This window comes from Xanthomonas hawaiiensis (genome assembly GCF_031834635.1).
Taxonomy (GTDB): Bacteria; Pseudomonadota; Gammaproteobacteria; order Xanthomonadales; family Xanthomonadaceae; genus Xanthomonas_A; species Xanthomonas_A sacchari.
The window spans coordinates 4,438,990-4,462,352 of sequence record NZ_CP115873.1 but is presented as its reverse complement, the minus strand read 5'-3'; the positions used below and the strand labels follow the sequence as shown (position 1 = coordinate 4,462,352).

At 70.3% G+C, this 23,363-nt stretch carries 16 protein-coding genes; 5 read left to right on the top strand and 11 right to left on the bottom strand.

The window, feature by feature from the left end; translation table 11 throughout:
* Positions 1-54 precede the first annotated feature (54 nt).
* Positions 55-2,247: a hypothetical protein gene (locus tag PG878_RS19010; protein WP_425611788.1), complete on the top strand. Its 2,193-nt coding sequence runs from the start codon at positions 55-57 to the stop codon at positions 2,245-2,247.
* Positions 2,248-2,662: 415 nt separating this feature from the next.
* Here PG878_RS19010 and proP read toward each other — a convergent pair whose 3' ends face one another.
* Positions 2,663-4,144, bottom strand: a complete 1,482-nt coding sequence (gene proP / locus PG878_RS19005) for a glycine betaine/L-proline transporter ProP (protein ID WP_209031478.1) — start codon at positions 4,142-4,144, stop codon at positions 2,663-2,665.
* Between the two features lie 555 nt (positions 4,145-4,699).
* On the opposite strand from proP, the gene glnE reads away from it, so the two are divergent.
* A complete protein-coding gene (gene glnE, locus PG878_RS19000; protein ID WP_209031479.1) occupies positions 4,700-7,540 on the top strand; it encodes a bifunctional [glutamate--ammonia ligase]-adenylyl-L-tyrosine phosphorylase/[glutamate--ammonia-ligase] adenylyltransferase in 2,841 nt (946 codons plus the stop codon).
* A gap of 166 nt (positions 7,541-7,706) precedes the next feature.
* Here glnE and PG878_RS18995 read toward each other — a convergent pair whose 3' ends face one another.
* From PG878_RS18995 to PG878_RS18980, 4 genes are all read right to left on the bottom strand, one after another.
* Positions 7,707-8,234: a hypothetical protein gene (locus PG878_RS18995; RefSeq protein WP_244672641.1), complete on the bottom strand. Its 528-nt coding sequence runs from the start codon at positions 8,232-8,234 to the stop codon at positions 7,707-7,709.
* 105 nt (positions 8,235-8,339) lie between these two features.
* Positions 8,340-8,897, bottom strand: coding sequence for a queuosine precursor transporter (locus PG878_RS18990; protein WP_010343084.1), 558 nt, complete (start codon positions 8,895-8,897; stop codon positions 8,340-8,342).
* Between the two features lie 403 nt (positions 8,898-9,300).
* Positions 9,301-10,374 (bottom strand): glycerophosphodiester phosphodiesterase, encoded by a 1,074-nt coding sequence (locus PG878_RS18985; protein WP_209031605.1) that lies wholly within the window; start codon positions 10,372-10,374, stop codon positions 9,301-9,303.
* Between the two features lie 80 nt (positions 10,375-10,454).
* Positions 10,455-12,752 (bottom strand): TonB-dependent receptor, encoded by a 2,298-nt coding sequence (locus tag PG878_RS18980; RefSeq protein WP_209031481.1) that lies wholly within the window; start codon positions 12,750-12,752, stop codon positions 10,455-10,457.
* Positions 12,753-13,676: 924 nt separating this feature from the next.
* Here PG878_RS18980 and PG878_RS18975 point away from each other — a divergent pair.
* Positions 13,677-15,551 carry a S53 family peptidase gene (locus PG878_RS18975; RefSeq protein ID WP_209031482.1) on the top strand — a complete coding sequence of 625 codons (1,875 nt, stop codon included), beginning with the start codon at positions 13,677-13,679 and terminating at the stop codon, positions 15,549-15,551.
* 60 nt (positions 15,552-15,611) lie between these two features.
* On the opposite strand, the gene PG878_RS18970 is transcribed toward PG878_RS18975, so the two are convergent.
* Complete coding sequence (locus PG878_RS18970) at positions 15,612-16,583, bottom strand: mitochondrial fission ELM1 family protein (RefSeq protein WP_209031483.1); 972 nt, start codon at positions 16,581-16,583, stop codon at positions 15,612-15,614.
* 126 nt (positions 16,584-16,709) lie between these two features.
* Between PG878_RS18970 and PG878_RS18965 the strand changes: the two genes are divergently transcribed.
* Positions 16,710-17,300, top strand: coding sequence for a malonic semialdehyde reductase (locus PG878_RS18965; protein WP_010343089.1), 591 nt, complete (start codon positions 16,710-16,712; stop codon positions 17,298-17,300).
* A gap of 83 nt (positions 17,301-17,383) precedes the next feature.
* Positions 17,384-18,022, top strand: coding sequence for a YceI family protein (locus PG878_RS18960; RefSeq protein WP_209031484.1), 639 nt, complete (start codon positions 17,384-17,386; stop codon positions 18,020-18,022).
* Positions 18,023-18,573: 551 nt separating this feature from the next.
* On the opposite strand, the gene PG878_RS18955 is transcribed toward PG878_RS18960, so the two are convergent.
* The 5 genes from PG878_RS18955 to PG878_RS18935 all read right to left on the bottom strand — a co-directional run bounded on the left by PG878_RS18955 (position 18,574) and on the right by PG878_RS18935 (position 23,212).
* A complete protein-coding gene (locus PG878_RS18955; RefSeq protein ID WP_209031485.1) occupies positions 18,574-19,368 on the bottom strand; it encodes a siderophore-interacting protein in 795 nt (264 codons plus the stop codon).
* An 87-nt stretch (positions 19,369-19,455) separates the two neighbouring features.
* Complete coding sequence (locus PG878_RS18950; RefSeq protein ID WP_244672642.1) at positions 19,456-20,001, bottom strand: PadR family transcriptional regulator; 546 nt, start codon at positions 19,999-20,001, stop codon at positions 19,456-19,458.
* Between the two features lie 414 nt (positions 20,002-20,415).
* Positions 20,416-20,802 (bottom strand): STAS domain-containing protein, encoded by a 387-nt coding sequence (locus tag PG878_RS18945; protein ID WP_153752359.1) that lies wholly within the window; start codon positions 20,800-20,802, stop codon positions 20,416-20,418.
* On the bottom strand, positions 20,799-21,239 hold the full coding sequence (locus PG878_RS18940) for an ATP-binding protein (RefSeq protein WP_209031486.1): 441 nt from the start codon (positions 21,237-21,239) through the stop codon (positions 20,799-20,801). Before PG878_RS18940 ends, PG878_RS18945 begins: the two co-directional genes overlap by 4 nt.
* Positions 21,236-23,212: a SpoIIE family protein phosphatase gene (locus tag PG878_RS18935; RefSeq protein ID WP_311186053.1), complete on the bottom strand. Its 1,977-nt coding sequence runs from the start codon at positions 23,210-23,212 to the stop codon at positions 21,236-21,238. Before PG878_RS18935 ends, PG878_RS18940 begins: the two co-directional genes overlap by 4 nt.
* Between the last annotated feature and the right edge of the window lie 151 nt (positions 23,213-23,363).

Genomic DNA, 23,363 nt, shown 5'->3' with positions numbered 1-23,363 from the left:
CGCTCCACGCCGCGCCGCGGCGATAGTGCGGCGGTGCCGCTCTCCGCCCGCCCGCTGACCGCCGTCCACGCTCGCTACCGGCGTCTGCCGCGCGGCTGGCGCCTGCTCCTGCGCGGCCTGCTGATCGCCTATATGCTGTATCTGCTGGCCGGCAACGTGTTCCTCAACACGCCGCTGTTCGACCTGGCCACCAACCGCAAGCCGGAGAAGTTCCGCATGCACACCGGGCCGGCCGTCACCGTGCTGCCCGGCTTCATCACCGCCTGGAACGTGCGCATGCGCGGCCATGTGCAGCGCAATGTCTGGCAGGTACGTGCCGACCGCGCCAGCGCGCGCATCGCGCTGCTGCCACTGCTGCACCGCGAAGTGCGCCTGCCGTGGATGGAAGCGGTGAACGTGATCGGCGAGATGGACCGCGTCGACGAGATGATCCCGCCACCGCCGCCCAGCGACCGCGGCTGGACCCTGCGCTTCGACGCGATCCACAGCGGCACGTTGCGCCGTGCTCGCTTCGGCGATTTTGCGATCGAGGGCAAGGGTCACGGCACTGTCGGCTTCCTCAAGCAGTTGCGTGGCGGCCCCTCGGAACTGTTCCGCTCGCAGATCGTGTTCGAGGACGCCAGCGTGCGCTACGGCAAGCGCCAGATCGCCGACCAGGCGACGCTGGATGCGCGCTTCGCGTTCCCGCGCCATTACCGCGCGCAGGCGCCGGGGCTGCGCAAGCTGGGCATCACCGACCTGGCGCTGCGCGTGCACGGGCGCAGCGTGGCCCTGCGCATCGACACCGCCGGCGACACCACCAGGCTGAGCACCGAGCCAGGACTGGGTCACATACAGGCCGATCTGCACCTGCTGCGCGGCGCACTGCAGCCCGGCAGCACGCTCAACTGGCGGGTGCCGCTGCATGCAGGCGTCGGCGCCACCGATCGCGGCGTGCTGACGCTGCTGCTGGACGTGGAGGGCGAGGACATCCACGCGCGTGCGCGCCTGCCCGGCAAGGTCGATCCGCGCAGCATGCTCGATGCCGATCTGCGCATCGCCGGACGCCAGGTGCCGTTCGCCGACCCGGCGGCGCTGCTGCCGCGCACTTCCGGCCGCGTGCAGGGACGTTGGCATTTCGAATCGTTGAACTGGATCAGCGACCTGCTGGTGCGCAAGCCGTGGTTCCAGCTCGACGGCGGCGGCGACGTCGCCGCCGATCTGCAACTGCGGCAAGGCGCGCTACAGCCCGGCAGCCGCCTCGACGTGCCCGACGTGCAGGCGGTGGCGGAGATCATGCGCGTGCGCCTGAGCGGCAAGGCGCAGGCGGCCGGCCGCATCGTCGGCACTGCCGACCAGCCGCGCACGCAACTGGACGTGCGCATGCGCCGCTTCGCGCTGGCGCCGCTGGCCGAGCCCAAGGCCAGCTTTGTCGAAGGCGAGAACCTGCAACTGGACCTGCAGGGCGACGGCGCGCTGGCCACGCTGCGCGATTCGTTGCAGGCGCGGCTGCGCTTCGCCGACGCGCGCGTGCCGGACCTGCGCGCCTACAACCGCTACCTGCCGGCGGCGCAGGTGCGCGTGCTCGGCGGCGATGGCCGGCTCAGCGGCGACCTGCAGCTGGATGCGTCCGGCCAGGTCGGGCAGGGCACCGTACGCGTCCTCGGCCGCCAGGCGCGGCTGCAGACCGCGGGCCTGGAACTGGCCGGCGATCTCGACCTGGACGCGCGGCTGCGGCGCGCCGAACTGCAGGACAAGCGGTTCGACCTGAGCGGCAGCACGCTGCGCCTGCAGGGCGTGCGCTACGGCACCCAGCCCAAGCAGGGCGACTGGTGGGCGACGCTGCGGATTCCGCAGGGGCACATCGCCGCGGCGGCGCCGGTGCAGGCCGATGCGCAGGTGCAGATGCAGATGCGCGACGCCGGCCCGGTGCTGGCGGTGTTCGCGCAGCACAGCGATGCGCCGGCGTGGTTGCTGAAGCTGGCCGACGCCGGACAACTGCAGGCCAGCGGGCAGTTGCGCTGGCGCAAGGACGCGCTGTGGCTGGATCGGGTCGCGGCGGAGAACGAACGCGTGGCCTTGCGCGCGCGCCTGCGCGTGGGCGATGCCGGCACGCAGGGCGATCTGTATGCGCGCTGGGGCGTGCTCGGCGTGGGCGTGGCCCTGCGCGGCGAACAACGGCAATGGCATCTGCTCGGCGCACGCGAGTGGTACGACAAGCAACCGGCATGGCTGCCGGAGGCCCCGGCACCGGCGGCATCGCCCTGACGCGACGACGAACGCGTCGTGCTCTTGCGTAGGCAAGGCTAGGCAATGCATCGCGGCGCTGGAAATGTGCAGGCACGCGCAGGGTGCACGTCCGCCCGCTTTTCCCATTCCCTATTCCCGTTTCCCCATTCCCGGCAACCAGCAGAATGTACCGCCCGGTATCGTTTTGCACTGCAGCGTGCAATGTCTCAAAAAAGCGCCCAAGATCGCCCTGCATCCCGACGTGGGGGAGGGAGCAAGGCCCGCTAGCAGTTCGCTGCCAGCGGGCTTTTTTATTGCTCTTTTGCAGGCCTGGCCGCTGCAGGCGATGCGATGGCCTGACGTTGGGTATCGATACCACGTGTCCGTGACAGCGACGTTGCCGGGTCGCGTTCCATGAACGTCTGCGCCGCAGCGCGCGCAGCCAGCGCTCGGGTCAGGTCGGCATCGCCTGCGACGGCGGTTCCGGCGACGCAGGCAGCTCCGGCCGGGTCGGATCCACGGTCAGCGGCTCGTCGCTGCGCAGCAGCGCATGCGCCTCGGCTTCGCTGGCCACCGCCGGCGGCGAGCCGCGCAGCGGCAGGCCCGCGGTTTCGCGCACGAAGGCCATGGTCGCGATGCCGACCACCGCTGCACCCATCAGGTAGTACGCCGGCACCAGCGGATCGCCGGTGCGCTCGACCAGCCACGCGGTGACCAGCGGGGTGGTGCCGCCGAACAGCGACACCGACACGTTGAAGGCGATCGACAGCGCGCTGTAGCGCACCGGGGTATAGAACAGGGCCGGCAAGGTCGACGGCATCGAGCTGGTGAAGCACACCAGGGCCACGCCCAGCAGCATCAGGCCGAGGAAGATCAGCCAGTCGTTGCCGGTGCCGATCAGCCGCAGGCACGGCACCGCCAGCACCAGCAGCGCGATGCACGCGCCGATCACCATCGGCTTGCGGCCCAGGCGATCGCTGAACAACCCGCCGAGCACGTTGAGCGGCATCATCACCAGCATGACGATGATGATCAGCAGCAGGCCCTTGCTCTCGGCATAGCCCATGGTGACGCTGAGATAGCTCGGCATGTAGGTCAGCAGCATGTAGTCGGTGACGTTGAACACCAGCACCAGGCCCACGCACTTGAGCAACTGCGGCCAGTGGACGCGGAACAGCGCGCCCAGGCCCGGCGCGTCGTGCTCGCGTTTTTCCGCTTCTTCGGCATAGGCCTGGAACGCCGGGGTTTCCTCCAGCTTCATGCGCATGTACAGGCCGAGCAGGCCCAGCGGGCCGGCGATCAGGAACGGCACGCGCCAGCCCCAGTCGTGCATCTGCGCATCGCTCAGCGTGAAGTGCAGCGCGGTCACCGTGGCGGCGCCGGCGATATAGCCGCCCAACGTGCCGAACTCCAGCCAGCTGCTCATGAAGCCGCGGTTGCGGTCGGTGGAATATTCGGCGATGAAGGTCGCCGCGCCGCCGTATTCGCCGCCGGTGGAAAAGCCCTGCACCAGCCGCGCCACCAGCAACAGGATCGGCGCCCAGATGCCGATGCGCTCGTAGGAGGGGATCAGGCCGATCGAGAACGTGCCCAGCGCCATCAGGATCATCGTCGCGGCCAGCACTTTCTGCCGGCCGTAGCGGTCGCCCAGCGGGCCGAACACCAGCCCGCCCAGCGGGCGCACCAGGAACGCGACGGTGAAGGTCGCGAACGTGGCGATCAACTGCGCGGTGGGGTTGGTGCTGGGAAAGAACACGTGGCCCAGGGTCACGGCCAGGTAGCCATACACGCCGAAGTCGAACCATTCCATCGCGTTGCCCAGCGCCGCCGCACCGACCGCCCGTTTGAGCATGGGTCTGTCGACGACGGTGACTTCTTCCACCTGCAGTTGGCGGCGGCGCTTGAACCATCCGAAATGGGCGTGGAACTCCGACATGTCTTCTCCTGTCCTGGAACGGTGAGGTCATGACCCCCGGCCCGCACATGGCAGGGCAAAGCAAGACGGAAGGGCGCAAGAGGCGCCGCACTGGTCTGCGGGGGCACGATCCCGGATGGCCGCGTCAACACCACGGCGCTGCGGGATCGAACAGACGGAGCAGGCGGCGCGTGATCACGCGAGGCTCCGTCGAAGCGGCACATGATACACCATCGCCCGATTCGCCCGGACGGCATGGTCCTCGAAACGCGGCGAACGTGGCGTGAAACGCTGTGTATTGCGGCGATGTTCGGCATCGCGTGGCGCGTGCGGCGTCGCCTTTGCGACGGCGTGCAGGCCGATGGCGACGTGTCGCGTCGAGCGGATCGCAGCGGCAATGGGCGCGCGATGCCGAGCGTTTGCACGGCAATGGCAGAGAGGCACCTGTAGGAGCGGCTTCAGCCGCGACGGGCATTACCGGTAACGCCCGGTCGCAGCTGAAGCCGCTCCTGCAACGCAATGGCGATTCTTGCTGTGTTGGATGTGCCTGAACGCCCGGGATGCCAGAATCGCCCGATGTCCAACGCTTCCGCCGCCGTTCCCGCCGCCCTGCAGCCCACGCTCGAACGCAGTCTGGCGCGCCTGCGCCAGGCCGTGGCCGCGCAGCCGTGGCCGTCTCACCCCGGTTTCGAGGACGCGCTGGCGCGCGCGCTGCTGGCCAGCGATTTCCTGCTCGACACGCTGTGCCGGCAGCCGGCCCTGCTCGCGCACCTGGCGCAGCCGGACCCGCCGCCCTTGCCGCTGCCGCAACTGGATCCGGCGCAGCCGGCGGCGTGGCCGGCGCAGTTGCGCCGCTACCGCGCGGCCGCCTCGGCGCGGCTGGTGTGGCGCGACGTGCTGGGCCTGGACGAGGTCGATGCGACCCTGGCCGGCAGCACGCAGCTGGCCGAGGACTGCCTGGCACTGGCGCTGCAGGCGCTGGAAGGCGAGTTCGCCGCGCGCCACGGCGTGGTGCGTGCCACCGACGGCAGCGTGCAGCGGCTGGTGGTGTTCGGCCTGGGCAAGCTCGGCGGCGGCGAACTGAATTTCTCCTCCGACGTGGACCTGGTCTACGCCTACCCGCAGGGCGGTGAGTCCGACGGCGCGCGCGCGCTGGCCGCCGAGGAATACTTCGCGCGGCTCGGCCAGCGCCTGGCGCGGCTGCTCGACGAGACCACCGCCGACGGCTTCGCGCATCGCGTGGACCTGCGCCTGCGTCCGTTCGGCACGGCCGGCCGGGTGGCGCTGTCGTTCGCCGGCATGGACCAGTACTTCCAGCGCGAAGGCCGCGACTGGGAACGCTACGCCTGGCTCAAGGCGCGCGCGGTGGCCGGCGACATCGCTGCCGGCGAGGAATGGCTGCAGGCGCTGCGCCCGTTCGTGTACCGGCGCTATCTCGACTACACCGCACTGGACGGCCTGCGCGAGATGAAGGCGGCGATCACCGCCGAGGTCGCGCGCCACGATCGCCTGGACGACATCAAGCGCGGCGCCGGCGGTATCCGCGAGATCGAGTTCCTGGTGCAGTCGCTGCAGTTGATCCGCGGCGGCCGCGAACCGGCGCTGCGCGAGCGCCGCCTGTTGCCGGCGCTGCACGCGCTGGTCGCCGCCGGCCAGGTCGCCGCCGAGGATGGCGCGGCGCTGGCGCAGGCGTATCGCTTCCTGCGCCAGGTGGAGAACCGCCTGCAGATGCTGCGCGATGCGCAGACCCACGCGCTGCCGGAGGATCCGCTGGACCGCGCGCGCATCGCCTTCGGCCTCGGCTATGCCGACTGGACCGCGTTGCACGCCGCGCTGCAGGTGCAGCGCGACCGCGTCGCCGCCGAGTTCGCCGAACTGCTGGCGCCGCGTGAGCGCGCGCTGGCGCCCGATGCGCTGGCCGACTACTGGCGCGGCCTGCCCGACGCCGGCCAGGCGCAGGTCCTGCGCGCCGCCGGCTTCGCCGATGCCGATGGCGCCGACCAGGCCTTGCGCGGCTTCGTGCAGTCGCTGGGCGTGCGCACGCTGTCCGATGCGGCACGCGCGCGCCTGGACCGGGTGCTGCCGGCGCTGCTGCATGCGGCCGCGCGCTCGGCGCAGGCCGATGCCGCCCTGCACCGCGTGCTTGGCCTGTTGCAGGCGATCCTGCGCCGGGCCAGCTACCTGGCCCTGCTCGACGAGCAGCCCAGCGCGTTGGCGCGGCTGGTCGACGTGCTGGCACGCAGCGCCTTCCTGTCCGAACGGCTGGCCGCGCATCCGCTGCTGCTGGACGAACTGCTCGACAGCCGCGTCGACGGCCCGATGCCGGACCAGGCGGCGATGCAGCGGCTGTGCGATGCCGCGGTCGCCACCGCCGGGGACGATCCGGAAGCGGCCCTGCGCGGCCTCAACGAAGCGCGCCAGGCGCTGAGTTTCCGCATCGCCCTGGCGACGCTGGACCGGCGCCAGCCCGCGCTCGACAGCGCCCGCCAGCTGGCGCAATTGGCCGAGGCGGTGGTCGTGACCGTGCTGCGCCTGGCACGTGCCGATCTGGTCGCTGCGCACGGCGAGGTGCCTGGCGGCAGTTTCGCCATCGTCGGCTACGGCAGCCTGGGCGGCGTGGAACTGGGCATCGGCTCGGACCTGGACCTGGTGTTCCTGTACGACCACCCGCCGGGCGTGGAGGCCTCGGCCGGACCGCGGCCGCTGGAGAGCGGGCGCTGGTTCGCGCGGCTGGCGCAGAAGGTGATCGCCCTGCTCGGCGCGGTCACCGGCGGCGGCCGCCTGTACGACATCGACGTGCGCCTGCGTCCCGATGGCGGCAAGGGCGCGCTGGTGTCGTCGCTGGCCAGCTACCGCGAGTACCAGCGCGAGCGCGCCTGGACCTGGGAGCACCAGGCGTTGGTGCGCGCCCGCGGCGTGGCCGGCGATGCGCCGCTGCTGCAGCAGTTCGAGCAGGTGCGCGCGCAGACCCTGGCGCGCCCGCGCGAGCCCGCAGTGCTGCGCGAGGAAGTGCGCAGGATGCGCGCGCGCATGCGTGCCGAACTGGACCGCAGCGATGCGGCGCGCTTCGACCTCAAGCAGGGCGCAGGCGGCCTGGTCGATCTGGAATTCCTGGTGCAGGCCGGCGTACTGCTCGGTGCCGCGCAGCAGCCGGCGCTGCTGGCGCCGCGCAACACGCCAGCGTTGCTGGATGCGCTGACGCACAGTGGCTGGTTGTCGCCCTCCATCGCCGAGCGCCTGCATGCCGCCCACGCCACCCTGGTGGAGGCGGGCCTGGCCTGCACGCTGGACCGACGTCCGCGCCTGACCGCGCCCACCGCCGAGATCGCCGCGGCGCGTGCGGCGATTCGCGAGGCTGCCGCCGCGTTGGACTTGGTGTTCGTCGAAGGCCGCGCCGGGGGGGACGTGGCGCCGTAGCGCCGCGCGTAGCACTGGCGGAGCGTGTAGGAGCGGCTTCAGCCGCGAGGGGCTTTACCAGGAAAGCCCCTCGCGGCTGAAGCCGCTCCTACGAGGCGATGACCCTGAAGCTCGTCGGCTGGACTGCCTGTGCATGCTGTCCAGGCTGCGATCTGAGGCGCCCCGGCTACACGCTGACGTACTGCGACTGGAACCAGACCGTGTCGGGATCGGTGTCCACCACCTGATCCGGACCCACCCCGAACAATGCCTGGTAAGCGTGCTTCCACAGGCCGGCGCGACCGGCGCACAGGTCGTGCCACAGCGCATGGAAGGTCACGCAGTCGAACACCCGCACCAGGTCCACGACCTGCTCGAGGTAGGCCTGGAACAGGTAGACCCGCTCGCCGTCCACCAGGATGTCGAAGTTGTGGATCAATTGCGATGGATCGCCCAGCAGCACGATGTTGACGAAGTCGCCGTCGGCGAAGCTCGGCAACGCCGCGTCCGCCAGGTACGCCTTGGTGCGCATGGGGCGGTCGCGGCGCAGCAGCACCATTTCCAGCATCAGTGGGGCGAAGGTGTTGCAGGACCATGCCGGGTCGGAGACGGCGGGTGTGGTCAGCGTGGCCAGCGCCACACCGGGCGGCGACATCTGCGCCAGGGTGGCGTTGAGCGCGCTGAGTGCGAGGGAGGGGCGGACGTCGTGCGGCATGGGCATGGTCTCGTCGCGAGTGCGGCGCACGGAACGTGCGCCGCCAATCACCTGTTCAACGTATGCCGCGGCCGTTTGTGAAGTGGTGGTCGCCCAGCTCCGCCGCTAGCGCGTCGGTGCCATCCGCCACAGCAGCGCGCGGAACGGCGCCAGCAGGCACACGCCGATGCCCAGCTTCACCGCCAGGTCGCCGGCGGCCCAGCTCAGCCAGGGCAGCGTCGAGCCGGCGAAGGCGATCGACCAGAAGATCGTGGTGTCCAGCGTCGCGCTGCAGGTGGTGGCGACGATCGGCGCGCGCCACCAGCGCCCGCGGCGCAGCCGGTCGAACACGGTGATGTCCAGCAGTTGCGCGGCGATGAAGGCCAGGCACGAGGCCGCGGCGATGCGCGGGGTGGCGATCCAGATCGACAGCAGCACCGCCAGCGCGAAGCCGCACCAGGCCACCCGCCGCGCTGCGCGCGGGCCGAAGCGGCGGTTGATCAGGTTGCTGACCAGGAACGCGAGCGGATAGCTGAAGGCGCCCCAGGTCAGCCAGTCGTTGATCGGGAACTGCACCAGCACGTTCGACAGCAATACCACCGCACCCATCGCCAGCACGGACAGCAGCAGCGCGCGCGGAGTCAGCGCGGCGAAGGTGGGCGAGGGAGCGGCGACGGACGGCACGGCGATCGGGGCAGGGACGGCGGGCGCGCATTATCGCGGCCCGGACGCGCGATGACCAATGCCGGGCGTGTGGACGATCGCAACGCACCCGTGCGCCGTAGGAGCGGCTTCAGCCGCGACAGGGCGTTTCCCGATCTCGCGTGGTCGCGGCTGAGGCCGCGCCTGGCGTGGGAAACCCCACGAGGGGAACCGCTGTTGCGATTCCCCACTCCCGGCTTCACCGCACCGGCACTGCCGGAGGCTGCACTGTGGGAGGGACTTCAGTCCCGACCCGATTACCCGCCCGCCTCGCACTGTGCTTTCACTACTTCCACGCGTCGCGGCGAAAGCCGCTCCTACAAATGGAACTCCGCGCTGGGGACCGCATTTGCGATTCCCCATTCCCTATTCCCCACTCCCGGCTTCACCGCGCCAGCGGCGGCGTCCCATCCACCGCGGCGCGGCCCACGGCCGGGTCGTCGGTGAAGAAGCCATCGATGCCGGCGTCGATCAGCGCGCGCATTTCGGTGATGCTGCCGGCGGCATTCACCGCGGCCGGGCCGCGTGCGTCCTGCAACTGCTTGGGCAGGAAATAGTTCTCGGGCCGGAAGGTGTACGGAATCACCTGCAGGCCGGCCGCATGCGCATCGGCGACGAAGGGCGTGGGCGCGGCCAGGGCGCCGTCGGCGCTCACCGGCACGATCGCGCGCAGGTTCGGGCTGACCAGTTGCGCGTACTTGGCGATCGCGCGCAGGCCCTGCGCACTGCCCATCTGCGCGTAGGTCGGGCCATCGCGCAACTGATCGCCCGGGCGCTCCTTGGGATCGCCCAGCAATTGCACCAGGCGCACGTTCGGATGGCTGCTGCCGAGCGTGCGGTGCAGGTATTCCAGATTGCCGATCTCGAACGACTGGATCACCACCGGCGCCTTGCGCGTGTAGGCATGCGCATCGAGCGTGGCGACCAGCTTGTCTTCCATCGCCAGGCCCAGTCCGCGGAAGTAGGTGCCGTGCTTGATCTCCGGGATCAGCCCGATCAGCCGCCCGCGCGTGGCCGACTCGGCCGCGGTGAAGTCGATGATCTCGTCCATGGTCGGCACCTGGAACTGCCCGTCGAAGGCGGTGCCGCGCAGTTGCGGCAGGCGCTCGCGCGCGCGCAGGGTCTTCAGCTCGGCCAGGGTGAAGTCTTCGGTGAACCAGCCTTCCACGCGCTGCCCGTCGATCTGCTTGACGGTCTTGCGCGCGGCGAACTCCGGATGCGCGGCCACGTCGGTGGTGCCGCCGATCTCGTTCTCGTGGCGCGCCACCAGCACGCCGTCCTTGGTCGAGACCAGGTCCGGCTCAATGAAATCGGCGCCGTCGGCGATGGCCTTGGCGTAGGACGCCAGGGTGTGTTCGGGGCGCAGCGCGCTGGCGCCGCGGTGGCCGATCACCAGCGGCTTGCTCTCGCCCGGTGCGGCGGCCGGTGCGGCCGCCGCGGTGGTCGCCAACACGGCCATCGCGCATCCCAACAACCAGGAGGTGGATCGGATCATCGCATGCGTTCCGGTTCGGGGGCGGACGGACAGGATGGACGCGCTCAGAAGCGCGCGTCCAGGGTCAGGAACGCCTGCCGCGGCGCGCTGGCGTGGAAGGCCAGCGAGCGGCCGTTGGGGTCGCTGTTGCTGAAGGCGGTGAGGTTGGAGGCGTAGCGCTTGTCGGTGAGGTTGGTGACGTTCAACGACAGCTTCAGGTCCCGCAGGAACGACACCGCCCCGAAATCGTAGCCGGCGCCCGCATCGAAGGACGTGTAGCCGCCGAAGCCCTGGTCGTTGGTGTAGGTGTAGTAGCGCTGGCCGGTGTACTTGCCGCGCAGGTTGGCGTTCCAGCCGTTCCAGTTCCAGCTGAGTTCGCTGGCGAACATGCGCTTGGGCGTGTCCACGGTGTACTTGCCGGCGGTGGGGATGACCACGCCGTTCTGCACGTAGTTGTCGTCGTAGGTGGAGCGGTTGATCGAGGCCGAGTTGTACCACTGCAGGTGCGCGTTCGGCTTCCAGATGAAGGTCAGCTCGCCGCCGCGGCTGCTCACCGAGCCGACGTTGAAGAAACGCGTGGTGCACGCCGGGCTGGTGCCCTGCTGGATGCTCGGGCAGGGGTTGAGCGAGAGCAGGCGGTTGTCGAAGGTCACGTCGTAGCCGACCAGCGAAGCCTCGAACTGGTCGCGCACCAGGCGGTAACCGGCTTCGAAGGTCTTGGACTTCTCCGGCTGCAGCGCGCCGACGCTGGCGTCGAACGAAGCCTGCGTCACCAGCAGCGGACCGCCGGCGCCGCCGCCCTGGAAGGCGGCGATGTTCTCGGCGTAGGAGGCGAACACTTCCTGGCCCTCGGCCAGGCGGTAGCTCAGGCCGGCCTGCGGCAGCAGCGCCTTACTGGCCTTCAGCTCGCCGTTGGCCACCGGCGCTTCCACCGCGATTCCCGGCGTCTCGCGCGCGGTCATCGTGGTGTGCGGGCTCTTGGCGCCGATGTCCAGGGTCAGGCGCTCGTCGAGCAGCTTGAAGGTGCCCTGCACGTAGGCCTGCTTGGTGGTGATGACGTAGTCCTGCGAGAACAGCCGGCGGTTCGGGTTGCTCAGGAAGATGTCGTCGTCGATCGGGCCGTCGATCCAGTAGAAGTTGCGCTCCACGTGGTGCTTGTTGCGCTCGTACCACACGCCCGCTTCCAGGTGGTGCGGGCCGATGTCCCAGCCCAGCGAGGCGATGCCGCCGGTGCGGTTGATGGTGTAGTTGGTGCTGCGGATCGAGATCGGCAGCGCCTGCGGCGTGCCCGGGTAGGACGGCTGGCCCGGCGACCACCAGTGGCCCTGGCCTTCGTTCTCGTGGTGGTAGACCTGGGTGTGCACGCTCACCGCATCGGACGGCTGGAAGTCGCCGGCCAGGTAGTACAGGTCGTCGTTGCGCAGCGCGCGGCTCTGGTAGTAGGCGTCGTCGATGTTGTCCACGCCGCCGCTGTAGGCACAGCGGCTGGGGTTGCGCGTGGCCGGCGCGCAGTAGGCGGCGGCCAGCGCGCGCTGCCAGTCTGGCGCGTACAGGTTCCAGTCCCAGCCCAGGCCGCGGTGCAGGCCGCTCTTGGACAGGTAGGCGTAGTCGGCCTGCGAGGTGCGCGAGGTGTTGACGAAGGCGGTGATCTTGCCGCCCTCGAACTGGTACACGCCCTTGCCGTTGAACTGCGCGGTGTGGGTCGGCGAGCCCGGCGGGGCCCACATGTCGGCGTCGGCGTAGATGCCGGACAGGTAGGCGGAGAAGCCGTTGTGCTCGCCGGTATCCAGGCGCAGATAGGTGCGGCGGTTGCTGTCCGAGCCCACGGTCTGCGACAGGCGCACGCCGACCTCGGTGGACGGATCGTCGGAGTAGTACTGCACCGTGCCGCCGAGGTTGCTGGTGGAGGCGGTACCCAGGCTGCCGATGCCCGAGGCCAGCTCCACGCCGCCGAAGTTCTCGGCGATCAGCGCGCGGCTGATGTTCAGGCCGTTGTAGTTGCCGTAGGCGTTGTCGCCCAGCGGCAGGCCGTCGAGGGTGTAGCCCAGGCGCACGCCGTTGAAGCCGCGCAGGCTGATCGTCTGCGATTCCTCGTTGGCGCCGAAGGCGTCGTTGGACTGCACGTTGACGCCGGGAATGCGGTTGAGCAGCTTCTGGATGCTGGTGCCCGGCGGCAGCACCGCCACGTCCTGGGTGGTGATGCGCTGCACCTGGCGGGTCTCGCCCTGGCCGATCACCGACACCGCGTCGAGTTGCTGCACGTCGGCCGCGGCGCCATCGGCGGCGGGTTCTGCGGCGGTAGCGGCGAAGGGCGACAACAGGGCGGCGAGGATCGCCGTGCTCAGCAGGGAATGGAGAGGCATGCGCGGGGAGGATTCGTAAAGGAAGTGCGCAGACGATGCGACAGCGACGTTGCAGGTTGGCGTCAGCGGCGTTTCGTTTGTCATGCAGTGCCACGGTGACGTGCGGCGTGTCGCGGTTGCAGAGGTGTGGCAGTCGCCGGCGCGGCATGGGCGAGCGCCACCGTGATCGGGCGAGCGCGGTGGTTGCGGCGGCGGCTGCGCGGTGGGCGCCGTCGTTGCGGGCGGTGTGCGAGCGCATCGACATCAAAGCGTTACACGATGGCACGAATTGCCATGCATCGCGGGTGGTCAACACATGTACGCGCATGTGTCGGCAACGCGCTGAAATGGCCTGTTTACAAAGTAAATAACGGAGCGCGCGGTCAAGGTTTTGTGGTGCATTCCTCCTCAATCATCACGCCTCGTCCAGGCCCGGTGGCATGCCGATGCGTGCAGACATGAGCAGGAAGCGCAGCGCACACACGCCGATTGCATTGCCCTCTGCGCGCGTCGCTGGGTCCATGCGGCGGCAGGTCTGCGCGGGCGCTGCGGGCGCCGTACCCTCACCCCAACCCCTCTCCCGGCGGGAGAGGGGCGCAGACGTCTCCCTTCTCCCCTCGGGAGAAGGTGCCCCGCAGGGGCGGATGAGGGTACGGGCGCAGCCTCGCAGCAACGCATCACGCGTGCGCTTCGCGCGCCGCACCCTCACCCCAACCCCTCTCCCGGTGGGAGAGGGTCTCAGGCTTTTCCCTTCTCCCCTCGGGAGAAGGTGCCCCGCAGGGGCGGATGAGGGTACGGACGCAGCCTCGCAGCAACGAACCACGCGTGCGCTACGCGCGCCGCACCCTCGCCCCAACTCTTCTCCCGTGCAGAGAGGGGCAATCGATTTCCCGCCGCGAGGCCACCACGGCCTCGTCCACTCGCTCTACCCCCGGAGAGACGCCCATGCTTGATCGCATCCGCCGTCGGCCCTTGCTGGCTGCCGTGTTGTCCGCTTCCCTGCTGTGCGCGCTCGGCACCGCCAATGCCGCGCCCGACGCCTCCATCGCGGCGATGACCGCCACTCTGCGCAGTGCGCCGGTCACCTTCGACGTGCACCTGCCGTTGCGCGACCAGGCCGGGTTGGACGCCCTGCTGGCCGACATTCAGGATCCGGTCTCGCCGCAGTACCACCACTGGCTGACGCCGGCCGAGTTCCAGCGCCGCTTCGCGCCGGCGCCGACGCAGATCGCGCAGGTGCGCGCCGCGTTGCAGGCCGCGCACATGAACGTCGTCGAGCAGGGCGCCACGCTGCATGTCAGCGCGAGCGCGGACAACGTCGAGCGGTTGTTCGCGGTGCCGTTGACCGCCGAGGTGCAGCAGGGTACCCAGGCCCGCCTTGCGGCGGCCGCGCCGTTGCAATTGCCTGCCGCGTTGCGCGACACCGGTGCGACGGTGACCGGCCTGACCCGCGGCGCGCCGGCGATGCACGTCAACTGGCAGCGGTCGGCCGTCAAGAATCCATCCAACCGTTACGGCGCCGGCGGCACCACCTACTGGTACAACGACCTCAAGCAGGCCTACGGCTATCCGTCCTACCAGGCCACCACCGGCGCGGCCGGGCAGCAGCGCCGGCTCGACGGCACCGGCAGCACCATCGCCATCCTGATCAGCAGCGACGTGCTGGATTCGGACATCAAGGCGATGTTCGACCACGAAAACTTCAGTCGCTACGCCGCCAATCACGCCGACCCGACCCTGTACGCGCGCCACTACGTGGCCGGCGCCAAGCCGGGACTGCAGGACGGCAACGACGCCGCGGCGGGCGAGGCCGCGCTCGACGTGCAGATGGCGCTCGGCGGCGCACCCGGTGCGCACGTGCTGCTGTACGTGATCCCGGACCTGAGCGACGCATCCGTGCTGGCCGGCTACCGGCAGATCGTGCAGGACAACCAGGCCGACGTGGTCAGCTCCTCGTTCGGTGTCTGCGAGCTGTACTACACCGCGGCCTACAACGGCGGCAAGGATTTCACCCCGCTGCTGCGTCCCTACGAAGCGGTGTTCAAGCAGGGCAATGCGCAGGGCATCACCTTCGTCGCCTCCAGCGGCGACAACGCGGGCCTGGGCTGCGCCGACACGCAGTACCTGGTCGACGGCAAGGACGGCCACTTCATCCCAGGTGTCGAACACCCGGCCGCCAGCCCGAACGTGACCGCAGTCGGCGGCGGCAACCTGCTCACCGCGTACAAGAAGGGCAGCCTGGAGTCGGGCTACAAGAGCGAAAGCGCCTACGGCGATCCGCTGCAGACCGCCGACTACTTTGGCGTCGGCGCCAACCTGGCCGGCGGCTACTGGGGTGCCGGCGGCGGCGTCAGCACGCTGTTCCAGCGTCCGGCCTACCAGTTGCGTGCGCTGGGCGGCACGCGCACGTCCATGCGCACGCTGCCGGACATCGGCATGCTGGTCGGTGGCTGCCCGACGACGGCGACCCAGCCCTGCCGGGAGGGCGACAGCTCGGTGGCCACCTACTTCAAGGGCAGCATCGGGGCGGTGATCGGTACCAGCGTCGCCGCGCCGGAGTTCGCCAGCGCGGTCGCGCTGCTGGTGGAGAAGCAGGGCCGCCAGGGCAATCTCAACGACTACCTGTACCGCCTGGCCGCCAATGGCCCGGAGGCGCTGCATCGCGGCATCCCCGGCTACAACGGCGTGGTCGACAACAACCAGCCGCTCAAGGGCAAGTACAACTACACGGTCGGCGTGGGCACGCCGGTGGTGCGGTTGCTGATCGGCGCGCTGGATGCGGCGCCGGCCGGCGTGCCGCGCTCGCCGAGCAATCCGTAAAACGCGTTGGGCCCGGTGGCCGCGTCGGCGTCGTGGCAGCGACGTCGGCGCGGCGGCCGATCAGGCCAGCGCCAAGTGCTCGCGGATCAGCGCGGCCACCCGCGCAGTTTCGCGCAGCGGTTCGATGCCGGTGGCGTGCGCGTCGCCGGCATTGTCTACGGGCAGCAGTCGTCCACGTGCCTGCAAGGCGCGATGGAAATCCAGGGCGCGGCCACGCGCCGTCTCCGGCATCAGCACCTGCACCGGCACGCGCGTGGCGCAGGCTTCGGATAGCAGGTTCACCGAGTCGGGCGTACAGATGAGGCGCTCGGCCCAGCCGAGCAGGCCGGCATAGGGATTGGCGCCATCGTCTGCGCCGCACCACACAACCCCGGGCACATCGGCGAACGTGCGCCGCAAGGCCGCGGCCACCGCCGGCGGCGTGCGCCGCGAGGCGCTGGCGAGGACGCTGCCACCGTACGTGCGCAGTTGCGCGGCGATGTCGGCGAAGGCGGCGTGTGCCTGCGCCTCGCTCCATGGCGCCAGCCCGGACGGGCCACCCACCAACAGCCCGATGCGCGGCGAGGGCAAGGCGCCCAACGCAGGAAACGCCGCACGCCCGGCCGCCAGCCAGGCATCGTCGATCGGATGCAGGCTGCCGAGCAGGGTCAGCACGTTGGGGCCGCGCAGGCGATCGTGCGCCGGCACCACCACCACGTCCCAGTGTCGCGGGTCCAGCCGTGGATCCAGGATCTGTACTACCCGGCTGCCGCGCGCGCGCAGCAGCCGCGTCGCCAGCGCCGCCTGGCGGCCGCAGCCCACGGCGAGCGGCGGCGGCTGCCGCAGTGCGGCGGCGAACGTCGTCCCGTACGCATGCCGTGCGCCGGGCAGCCAGCGTGGCGCCAACCAGCGCCACGGCATGTGCGGCTGCAGCACCTGCGCCTGGATCGGTGTCGCGGCCGGAAGCGCCAACGCGGCGGCCAGCGCCTCGGCCTGGCGGGCGTTGCCGGCGCGGCCATCGCTAATCGCCCAGGTCGCGTCCGATCGTTTCACGTTTGGTAGTAATCCGTTGCATCGCGGCCGGGTGTTGCGACAATCGCGTCACTCTACACTGGCCGCCTCGCATCGGGACGGCCCCACCGGCATCCTGGCGCTTCCCTCGATCAAGGAATTTCCTCCATGTCCGACGCCCTGCACGACGCCGCCCTCGACCAGTTGTTCCGCACCGCGCGCACCCAGAACGCGTTCCTGGACAAGCCGGTCGACGAAGCCACCCTGCGCGCCCTGTACGACCTGGTGAAGTGGGGGCCGACCGCGGCCAACGGCAGCCCGGCGCGCTTCGTCTTCGTCACCTCGCCGCAGGCCAAGGAAAAGCTCAAGCCGGCGCTGTCCGAGGGCAACCTGGCCAAGACCCTGGCCGCGCCGGTCACGGTGATCGTCGCCCACGACGAGGACTTCCACGAGAAGCTGCCGTACCTGTTCCCGCACACCGACGCCAAGAGCTGGTTCGATGGCCCGCGCGAAGGCCGCAGCGAAGGCGCGTTCCGCAACGGCTCGCTGCAGGGCGCCTACCTGATCCTGGCCGCGCGCGCGCTGGGCCTGGATGCCGGTCCCATGTCCGGCTTCGACAACGCCAAGGTCGATGCCGCGTTCTTCGCAGGCACTGCGATCAAATCCAACTTCCTGGTCAACCTCGGCTACGGCGATCCCAGCGGTCTGTTCCCGCGCCTGCCGCGGCTGAGTTTCGACGAGGCCGCGCGCATCGAGTGAGCGCGCGCGTCCCGCTTCCCTGTCCCACCGCAGGCCCGCGCCTGCCGCAGTTTCGTCCCATCACCCCTCCAAGGAGTTCCACCATGACCAAGACCCGCAAACTGCTGCTCCCGCTCGCCATGGCCCTGGCCGTCGTCGTCGCCCAGCCGGCCACCAGCGCCTTCGCCGCGCCGGCCGCCGCCGCTGCCGCCGCCAAGGGCGTCTCCGGGACCTACACCCTCGACCCGGCCCACACCGACGTGCTGGTGCAGTGGAGCCACTTCGGCTTTTCCAACCCGTCCGCGCACTTCGGCGACGTCGACGGCACCCTGGTCTACAACGCCCAGGACGTGAGCAAGTCCAGCGTCAACGTGACCCTGCCGCTGTCCGGCCTCAACAGCTTCACCGCCAAGTTCGACGAGCACCTGAAGAGCGCCGATTTCTTCGACGCCGCCAAGTTCCCGACCGCCACCTTCAAGAGCACCAAGGTGACCTCGGCCGGCGCCAACAAGCTGACCGTCGCCGGCGACCTGACCATCAAGGGCGTCACCAAGCCGGTGGTGCTGGCGGTGACCCTCAACGGTGCCGGTCCGCACCCGATGAAGAAGGTGCCGGCGCTGGGCTTCGACGCCACCACCACGGTCAAGCGCAGCGACTTCGGCCTGGGCGCCTACGTGCCGAACGTCAGCGACGAGGTGAAGATCCGCATCACCACCGAAGCGACCTTGAACGCGGCCAAGTAAGTCGGCCTGCGCGTGCGGCGGTGGCGCTTCGCGCGCTGCCGTCCGCCGCAATGCAAACGCCCGCCATTCGGCGGGCGTTTGCGTTTCCGGGGTCTGTTTGTGTCGCGAACTCAATCGCGTATGGCAACCCCTCACCGCCACAAAGGGCCCGCTTTAGGAGTCGACTGTCATGCAGCCGCGCCGAGCGAAGCCGAACGCCGACTGACACGCTCCGTCGTCGGGACTGAAGTCCCTCCCACAGTGCAGTCCTCCGACAAGGCGAGGGCCGCACCTGTGGGAGCGGGTTCAGCCGCGATCGCCTCACCGTGACGGTCCCTGGGCGAAGCCGCATGCGCCTGACGCGCCGAGCGCATGCCCTTACCCTCACCCCAACCCCTCTCCCGGTGGGAGAGGGACTGTTGCGCCGGGTTGCCGTGATTCTGGCGCCGACGATCCTGCGTAGGAGCGGCTTCAGCCGCGACCGCTTTGGCGGGAGCGCCTCATCGCGGCTGAAGCCGCTCCTACGCGAGTGTTTCTACGCGTGTGCTTCTTGCCGCTATGAGAGACACCCTTCAGTCTTCGGCCACGTCGCCGCCCGCCTTCCAATACCCCGTCGCGCGGATCCACTCCTTGGGCACGCCCAGGTGGCCTTCGACGAACTTGCGCATCATCCGCGCGCGGGCCGATTCGCAGGCGATCCAGTAGAAGGCGTCGCCATCCGGCGGGTCGAAGTCGCGCAGCGCGCCTTCCAGCAATTGGCTGCTGCGTGCGTCCACACCGTTGCGCTCCAGCCAGGTCACGCGCAGCTCGGCGTCGCAGTCCAGCGCTTGCCGGTCGGCGTAGCCGGGGATCTCGATCAGCGCGTCGACTTCCGCATCGGCCGGCAGGGTTTCCAGCCAGCGGCCGATCGCCGGCAGCGCGGTCTCGTCGCCGATCAGCACATACGCGTCGAAATCGTCGGCGGCCACGAACGAGCCGCGCGGCCCGCCGACCACCAGCGCATCGCCGGGGTCGGCCTGCGCCGCCCAGCGGCAGGCCGGGCCGTCGCCGTGCAGCACGAAGTCCAGGGTCAGTTCCTGCGCGTCGGCATCGTAGTGGCGCGGGGTGTAGTCGCGGGCGGGCGAGGGCAGCGCGTCGGCCGGATACACCGGGCCGTGCTCGGTCATCGTCGGCAGCACGAACGCGCCCTCGGGGTTGGGGAAGAACAGCTTGACGTGATCGTCCGGCCCGGCGCTGACGAAGCCGTCCAGTTCGGGGCCGCCGACGACGACGCGGCGCATGTGCGGGGTCAACGGTTGCGTGCGCAGCACCTGCAGATGACGCAGGCGCAGCGGGTGGCGCAGCAGGCGGTGTTCGTGGGTCGCCATGGGAATCCTCGAAAAGTGGGGGAGGGGAGTGGCGCGCGACGCGGGGCGAAACCTCACAAGCACCCGCGCGCTGGCTGGAAGGGGGAGTCAGGGCGTGCCGCCGTCCATGCCGTCGGCGGCGGCATGCAACAGCGCGGCGACGCGTTCGATCTCGTCCGCGTCCCAGCGCCCGTGCCGCGCCAGCAGGCCGTGCTTGATGCGATGCATCGCCTCGCGCACCGGCGCCGGCACGTTGGCGCGGACCAGCGCCCGCGCACTGTGGTGGGTGCGCTGCAGCGCCGCCTCCACCTGCGCGCGCTCGGCCCGCACGAAGGCCTGGCCGGCCGCGGTGATCGCATAGCGCTTGCGGGTGGCGTCGGCATCGGCCTGCACCAGGCCCTGCGCTTCCAGTTGCGCCAGGGTCGGGTAGACCGTGCCGGCGCTGGGCGTGTACAGGCCATGGAACAGCTCGGCGACCGCGCGGATCAACTCGTAGCCGTGGCGCGGCTGGGTCTCGATCATCGCCAGCAGCAGCAACCGCAGATCGCCATGGCCCAGCGGGCGGGGGCCGCGTGCGCCACGGCCGCGCCCGGCCCGGTCGTCTTCGAACAGGCGGTGCGCAGGGTGCGTGCCGGGGGCGTGGGGTCGTGGCATTTCGATATGTCGAATCGAGTGGAGAAACGATATATCGAAGTTGGGCGGCCGGCAAGCGCCTGGCAGGGCGCGTGTTGGAGCGCTGTGGGATTGGTTCAGTCAAGACGGCAGCGCGCGTTTGCGTCGTGCGCGTGCACTCGGTGCGCGGTGGTCTCTGCGGGCGTGAGCTGCCCAGGTTGCCTCGGCCAGGGGGGGCTTGTGGGAATCGGCTGTCATGCAGCCGTGGCAAGCGAAATCAAAAGCCGACTGACACGTTCCGTCGTCGGGACTGAAGTCCCTCCCACAAGGATGCCAGCCCTCCCTGTAGGAGCGGCTTCAGCCGCGACGGGCGTTACCGGTGAGGCCTGTCGCGGCTAAAGCCGCTCCTACGGGAACACGAACGGCGCGGCGGGTTGGGCGCACGGCGACGCATGCTTATCCGCCCTGTTCCTGCTCCAGCACCCGCCGCTGCATCTCGTCCAGGTACTCGTCCAGTTCCTGCACCGAGGTAAAGATCTCATTCAACGGCACCGCCTTGACCACGTCGAACACCTTGCGGATCTGCGGTTGCGGGTTCACCACCAGCACCCGTCCGTCGCGCGCGGCCAGCACCTTGCGTGCCTTGAAGATCGAGCGGATGCCGGCGCTGCTGATGTAGTCCAGGTGCGACAGGTCCAGCACCAGGGTGGTGATCGGCGTGGCCAGCAGCGGTGCCAGTGCCTCGTCCAGGGCCTGGTAGGTGTGCGTGTCCAGGCGCCCGCTCAGGGTCAGGCGTTGGCGCTTGTCCTGCGCCGGGTCGATCTGCAGGCTCAACGTAGTCATGCGGGCGACTCCTCAAGAGGGGGATCGGCAGGTTGCAGCAACACGATGCGCACCACATTACGGCCGGCGTCGTGGCGGTAGTCCAGGCGATCGGCCAGTTGCTGCACCAGATGCAGGCCGAGGCCGCCGATCGGGCGCTCGGCGATGTCCGCGTCCAGGTCCGGCACCGGCGCGTCGCGCGGGTCGAACGCCGGGCCGCTGTCGTGGAACTCCAGCACCAGCGCGTCGGGCTGCAGGTGCACGATCACGTCCACCGGCAGCGGGGCGCGACGCAGGTGGCCGTGTTCCAGGGTATTGCAGGCCAGCTCCTCGACGATCAGCCGGGTGCGGCTGACCTGTTCGCCGCTCACGCCGTGGCGCCGCAGCGCCGCCTCCACGCTGTCGCTCAACTGCGCCAGTGCGTCGATTGCCGGTTCCATCTGCCATCGCAGCATCATCGCGTCGCCTCCCGTGCCGGATCCTGGCGCAGCCGGATCGCCAGGAGCGTAATGTCGTCGGACTGCGGTGCCGGTGCAGTGAACGCCTGCACGTCGGCCAGCACCGCCGCGCATTGCGCCTTGGCGTCGGCGCCAGGCTGCAGCGCGGCCAGCAGCCTGGCCTCGCCGTACGGCTGGTCCTGCGCATCCATCGCCTCGGTGATGCCGTCGGTGTAGCTGAGCAGGGTGGCGCCGGCGGCCAGGCGCCCATGCACCACCGGGTAGCGCGATTGCGGCTCCAGCCCCAGCGGCGGGCCCGATTCCAGCGGCAGCAGCTGCGCGCGGCCATCGGCGCCGAGCAGCAGCGGCGGCTCGTGGCCGGCGCTGGACAGCCAGTAGTCGCCGCTGTGCACGTCGATCAGCCCGCACAGCACGGTGGCGAACATGCACGGCTCGTTGCCTTCCACCAGCCGCTGCGAGGCCGCGATCAGGATCGCGTCCGGGCGCGTGTGCCGGCGCGCGGCGATCTCCAGCACGGTCATCGCCCGCGCCATGAACAGCGCCGCCGGCACGCCCTTGTCGGACACGTCACCCACCACGAACCACAGCAGCCCCGGCTCGGTCTCGAAGAACTGGTAGAAATCGCCGCCCACCATCTCCGCCGGTTCCAGCAGCGCGTAAGTCTCCAGGTGCTTGTGGGCGCTGTCGAAGGTGCGCCCGACCGGCAGCATCGATTGCTGGATGTCGCGCGCGATCGACAGTTCGCTCTGCATGCGCTGCCGCGCCTGCGCCAGCGTGGCGATCTCCTCCAGTTGCCGCTTGATCGAACCGCGCGCGCTGTCGAAGGCGCGCGCCATCACCCCCACTTCGTCCGCACGCTCGACGTGGCGCAGCGGGTAGTCGAACGCACCCTGGCTGAAGTGCAGCGCCGAGTCGGTCAGGTCCTCGATCGGCCGCACCAGCCGTACCGTGTAGCGGTGCAGCAGCCACAGCCACAGCGCCAGCGCGGCGGCGCCGGCCAGCGCGCCCCACAGCACGATGCGGTCCAGCCCGGCCAGGATGTAGTCCTCGGACACGCTCAGCGCGAAGGTCCAGCCGGTGTCGCCCACCGCCGCGCTCTGGGTGAGGTAGCGGGTGCCGTCCGGCGCGGTGTGCTCGAAGCGCACCGGCGTGCGCGTGTCGGCCGCCTGCGCCAGCGGCGACAGATCCGGCCGCGCCCGCGCCACGTGCGCCTCCAGGGTGCGGCGGAAGCGCAGCGCCGGGTCCGGATGCAGCACGAACAGCCCGTCCGGCGACAGCAGCATCGGCTGCAGCCCGCTGTTGGCCGGTAGCTCGGCGACGATGGCCTGCAGGCGTTGCAGCGGCACGTCCACGCTGACCATGCCGATCGCCGGTGCCTGCGGGCCGTCGCCGGGCAGGCGCAGCGGCAGGTTGTAGGTGGTCAGGTAGGCGCCGCCGGCGCTGGCGTCGCTGTACGGCTCGGACCACCACGGCCCCGGCGCGGTCAGCGTGCGCCGGTACCAGGGCATGCTGTGCAGGTCGAAGCCCAGCGTCTCCGCCGACTGCTCCTGCACGCCGCCGGCGGTGCGGCGCAGGTGCCAGGCGAAGCCGCGACCGTCGTCCTTCAGGGCGCCCGGCTCGATCACCAGCAAGGCCCCGGCGATGTCCGGGTCGCCCTGCAGCGTGGCCTGCAGCAAGGTGCGCAGGTTGAACGGCTGCCGGCCCAAGCCCGCCGCGGTGGCGGCCAGGGTGCGCCCGCTCACCTGCACCGAGCCCAGCGTCGCGTCCAGGCTGCGCGCGGTCTGCTGGGTCAGCCCGGCCACCTCCTCGCGCGCGTTGCGCACCATCACCTCGCGCGCGCCCACGTAGAACAGCACGGCCAGGCCCAGCAGCAGCGCCACCTGCAGCAGGCTGCCCCACAGCAGCAGCCGCGTGCGCAGGCTGTGCCGCCAGGCGACCGCGGAGGCGTCCTGCGCTGACGGGGCAAGGGCGATGGCGGCGCTCCTCGGGGGCCTGGAGCCCGATCATAAGCGCAGCCGCGGCCGCCCGGCGCAGCGGCCGCGGCGGCTGTCCCGCGGCGTGTCCCGGGCCAATGTGACAGCCCGTTCCATACGCTGGCGTACGAGGTCCTGAGAGGCGGTTGCG

Coding starts and splice junctions, on each gene's coding strand:
- PG878_RS18955 (WP_209031485.1), bottom strand. CDS start 19,368: ATGGCGACCCACGAACACCGCCTGCTGCGCCACCCGCTGCGCCTGCGT.
- PG878_RS18985 (WP_209031605.1), bottom strand. CDS start 10,374: ATGGCCGTGTTGGCGACCACCGCGGCGGCCGCACCGGCCGCCGCACCG.
- PG878_RS18950 (WP_244672642.1), bottom strand. CDS start 20,001: ATGCCACGACCCCACGCCCCCGGCACGCACCCTGCGCACCGCCTGTTC.
- PG878_RS18980 (WP_209031481.1), bottom strand. CDS start 12,752: ATGCCTCTCCATTCCCTGCTGAGCACGGCGATCCTCGCCGCCCTGTTG.
- PG878_RS18960 (WP_209031484.1), top strand. CDS start 17,384: ATGACCAAGACCCGCAAACTGCTGCTCCCGCTCGCCATGGCCCTGGCC.
- PG878_RS18940 (WP_209031486.1), bottom strand. CDS start 21,239: ATGATGCTGCGATGGCAGATGGAACCGGCAATCGACGCACTGGCGCAG.
- PG878_RS18975 (WP_209031482.1), top strand. CDS start 13,677: ATGCTTGATCGCATCCGCCGTCGGCCCTTGCTGGCTGCCGTGTTGTCC.
- PG878_RS18945 (WP_153752359.1), bottom strand. CDS start 20,802: ATGACTACGTTGAGCCTGCAGATCGACCCGGCGCAGGACAAGCGCCAA.
- glnE (WP_209031479.1), top strand. CDS start 4,700: ATGTCCAACGCTTCCGCCGCCGTTCCCGCCGCCCTGCAGCCCACGCTC.
- PG878_RS18995 (WP_244672641.1), bottom strand. CDS start 8,234: ATGCCGCACGACGTCCGCCCCTCCCTCGCACTCAGCGCGCTCAACGCC.
- proP (WP_209031478.1), bottom strand. CDS start 4,144: ATGTCGGAGTTCCACGCCCATTTCGGATGGTTCAAGCGCCGCCGCCAA.
- PG878_RS18965 (WP_010343089.1), top strand. CDS start 16,710: ATGTCCGACGCCCTGCACGACGCCGCCCTCGACCAGTTGTTCCGCACC.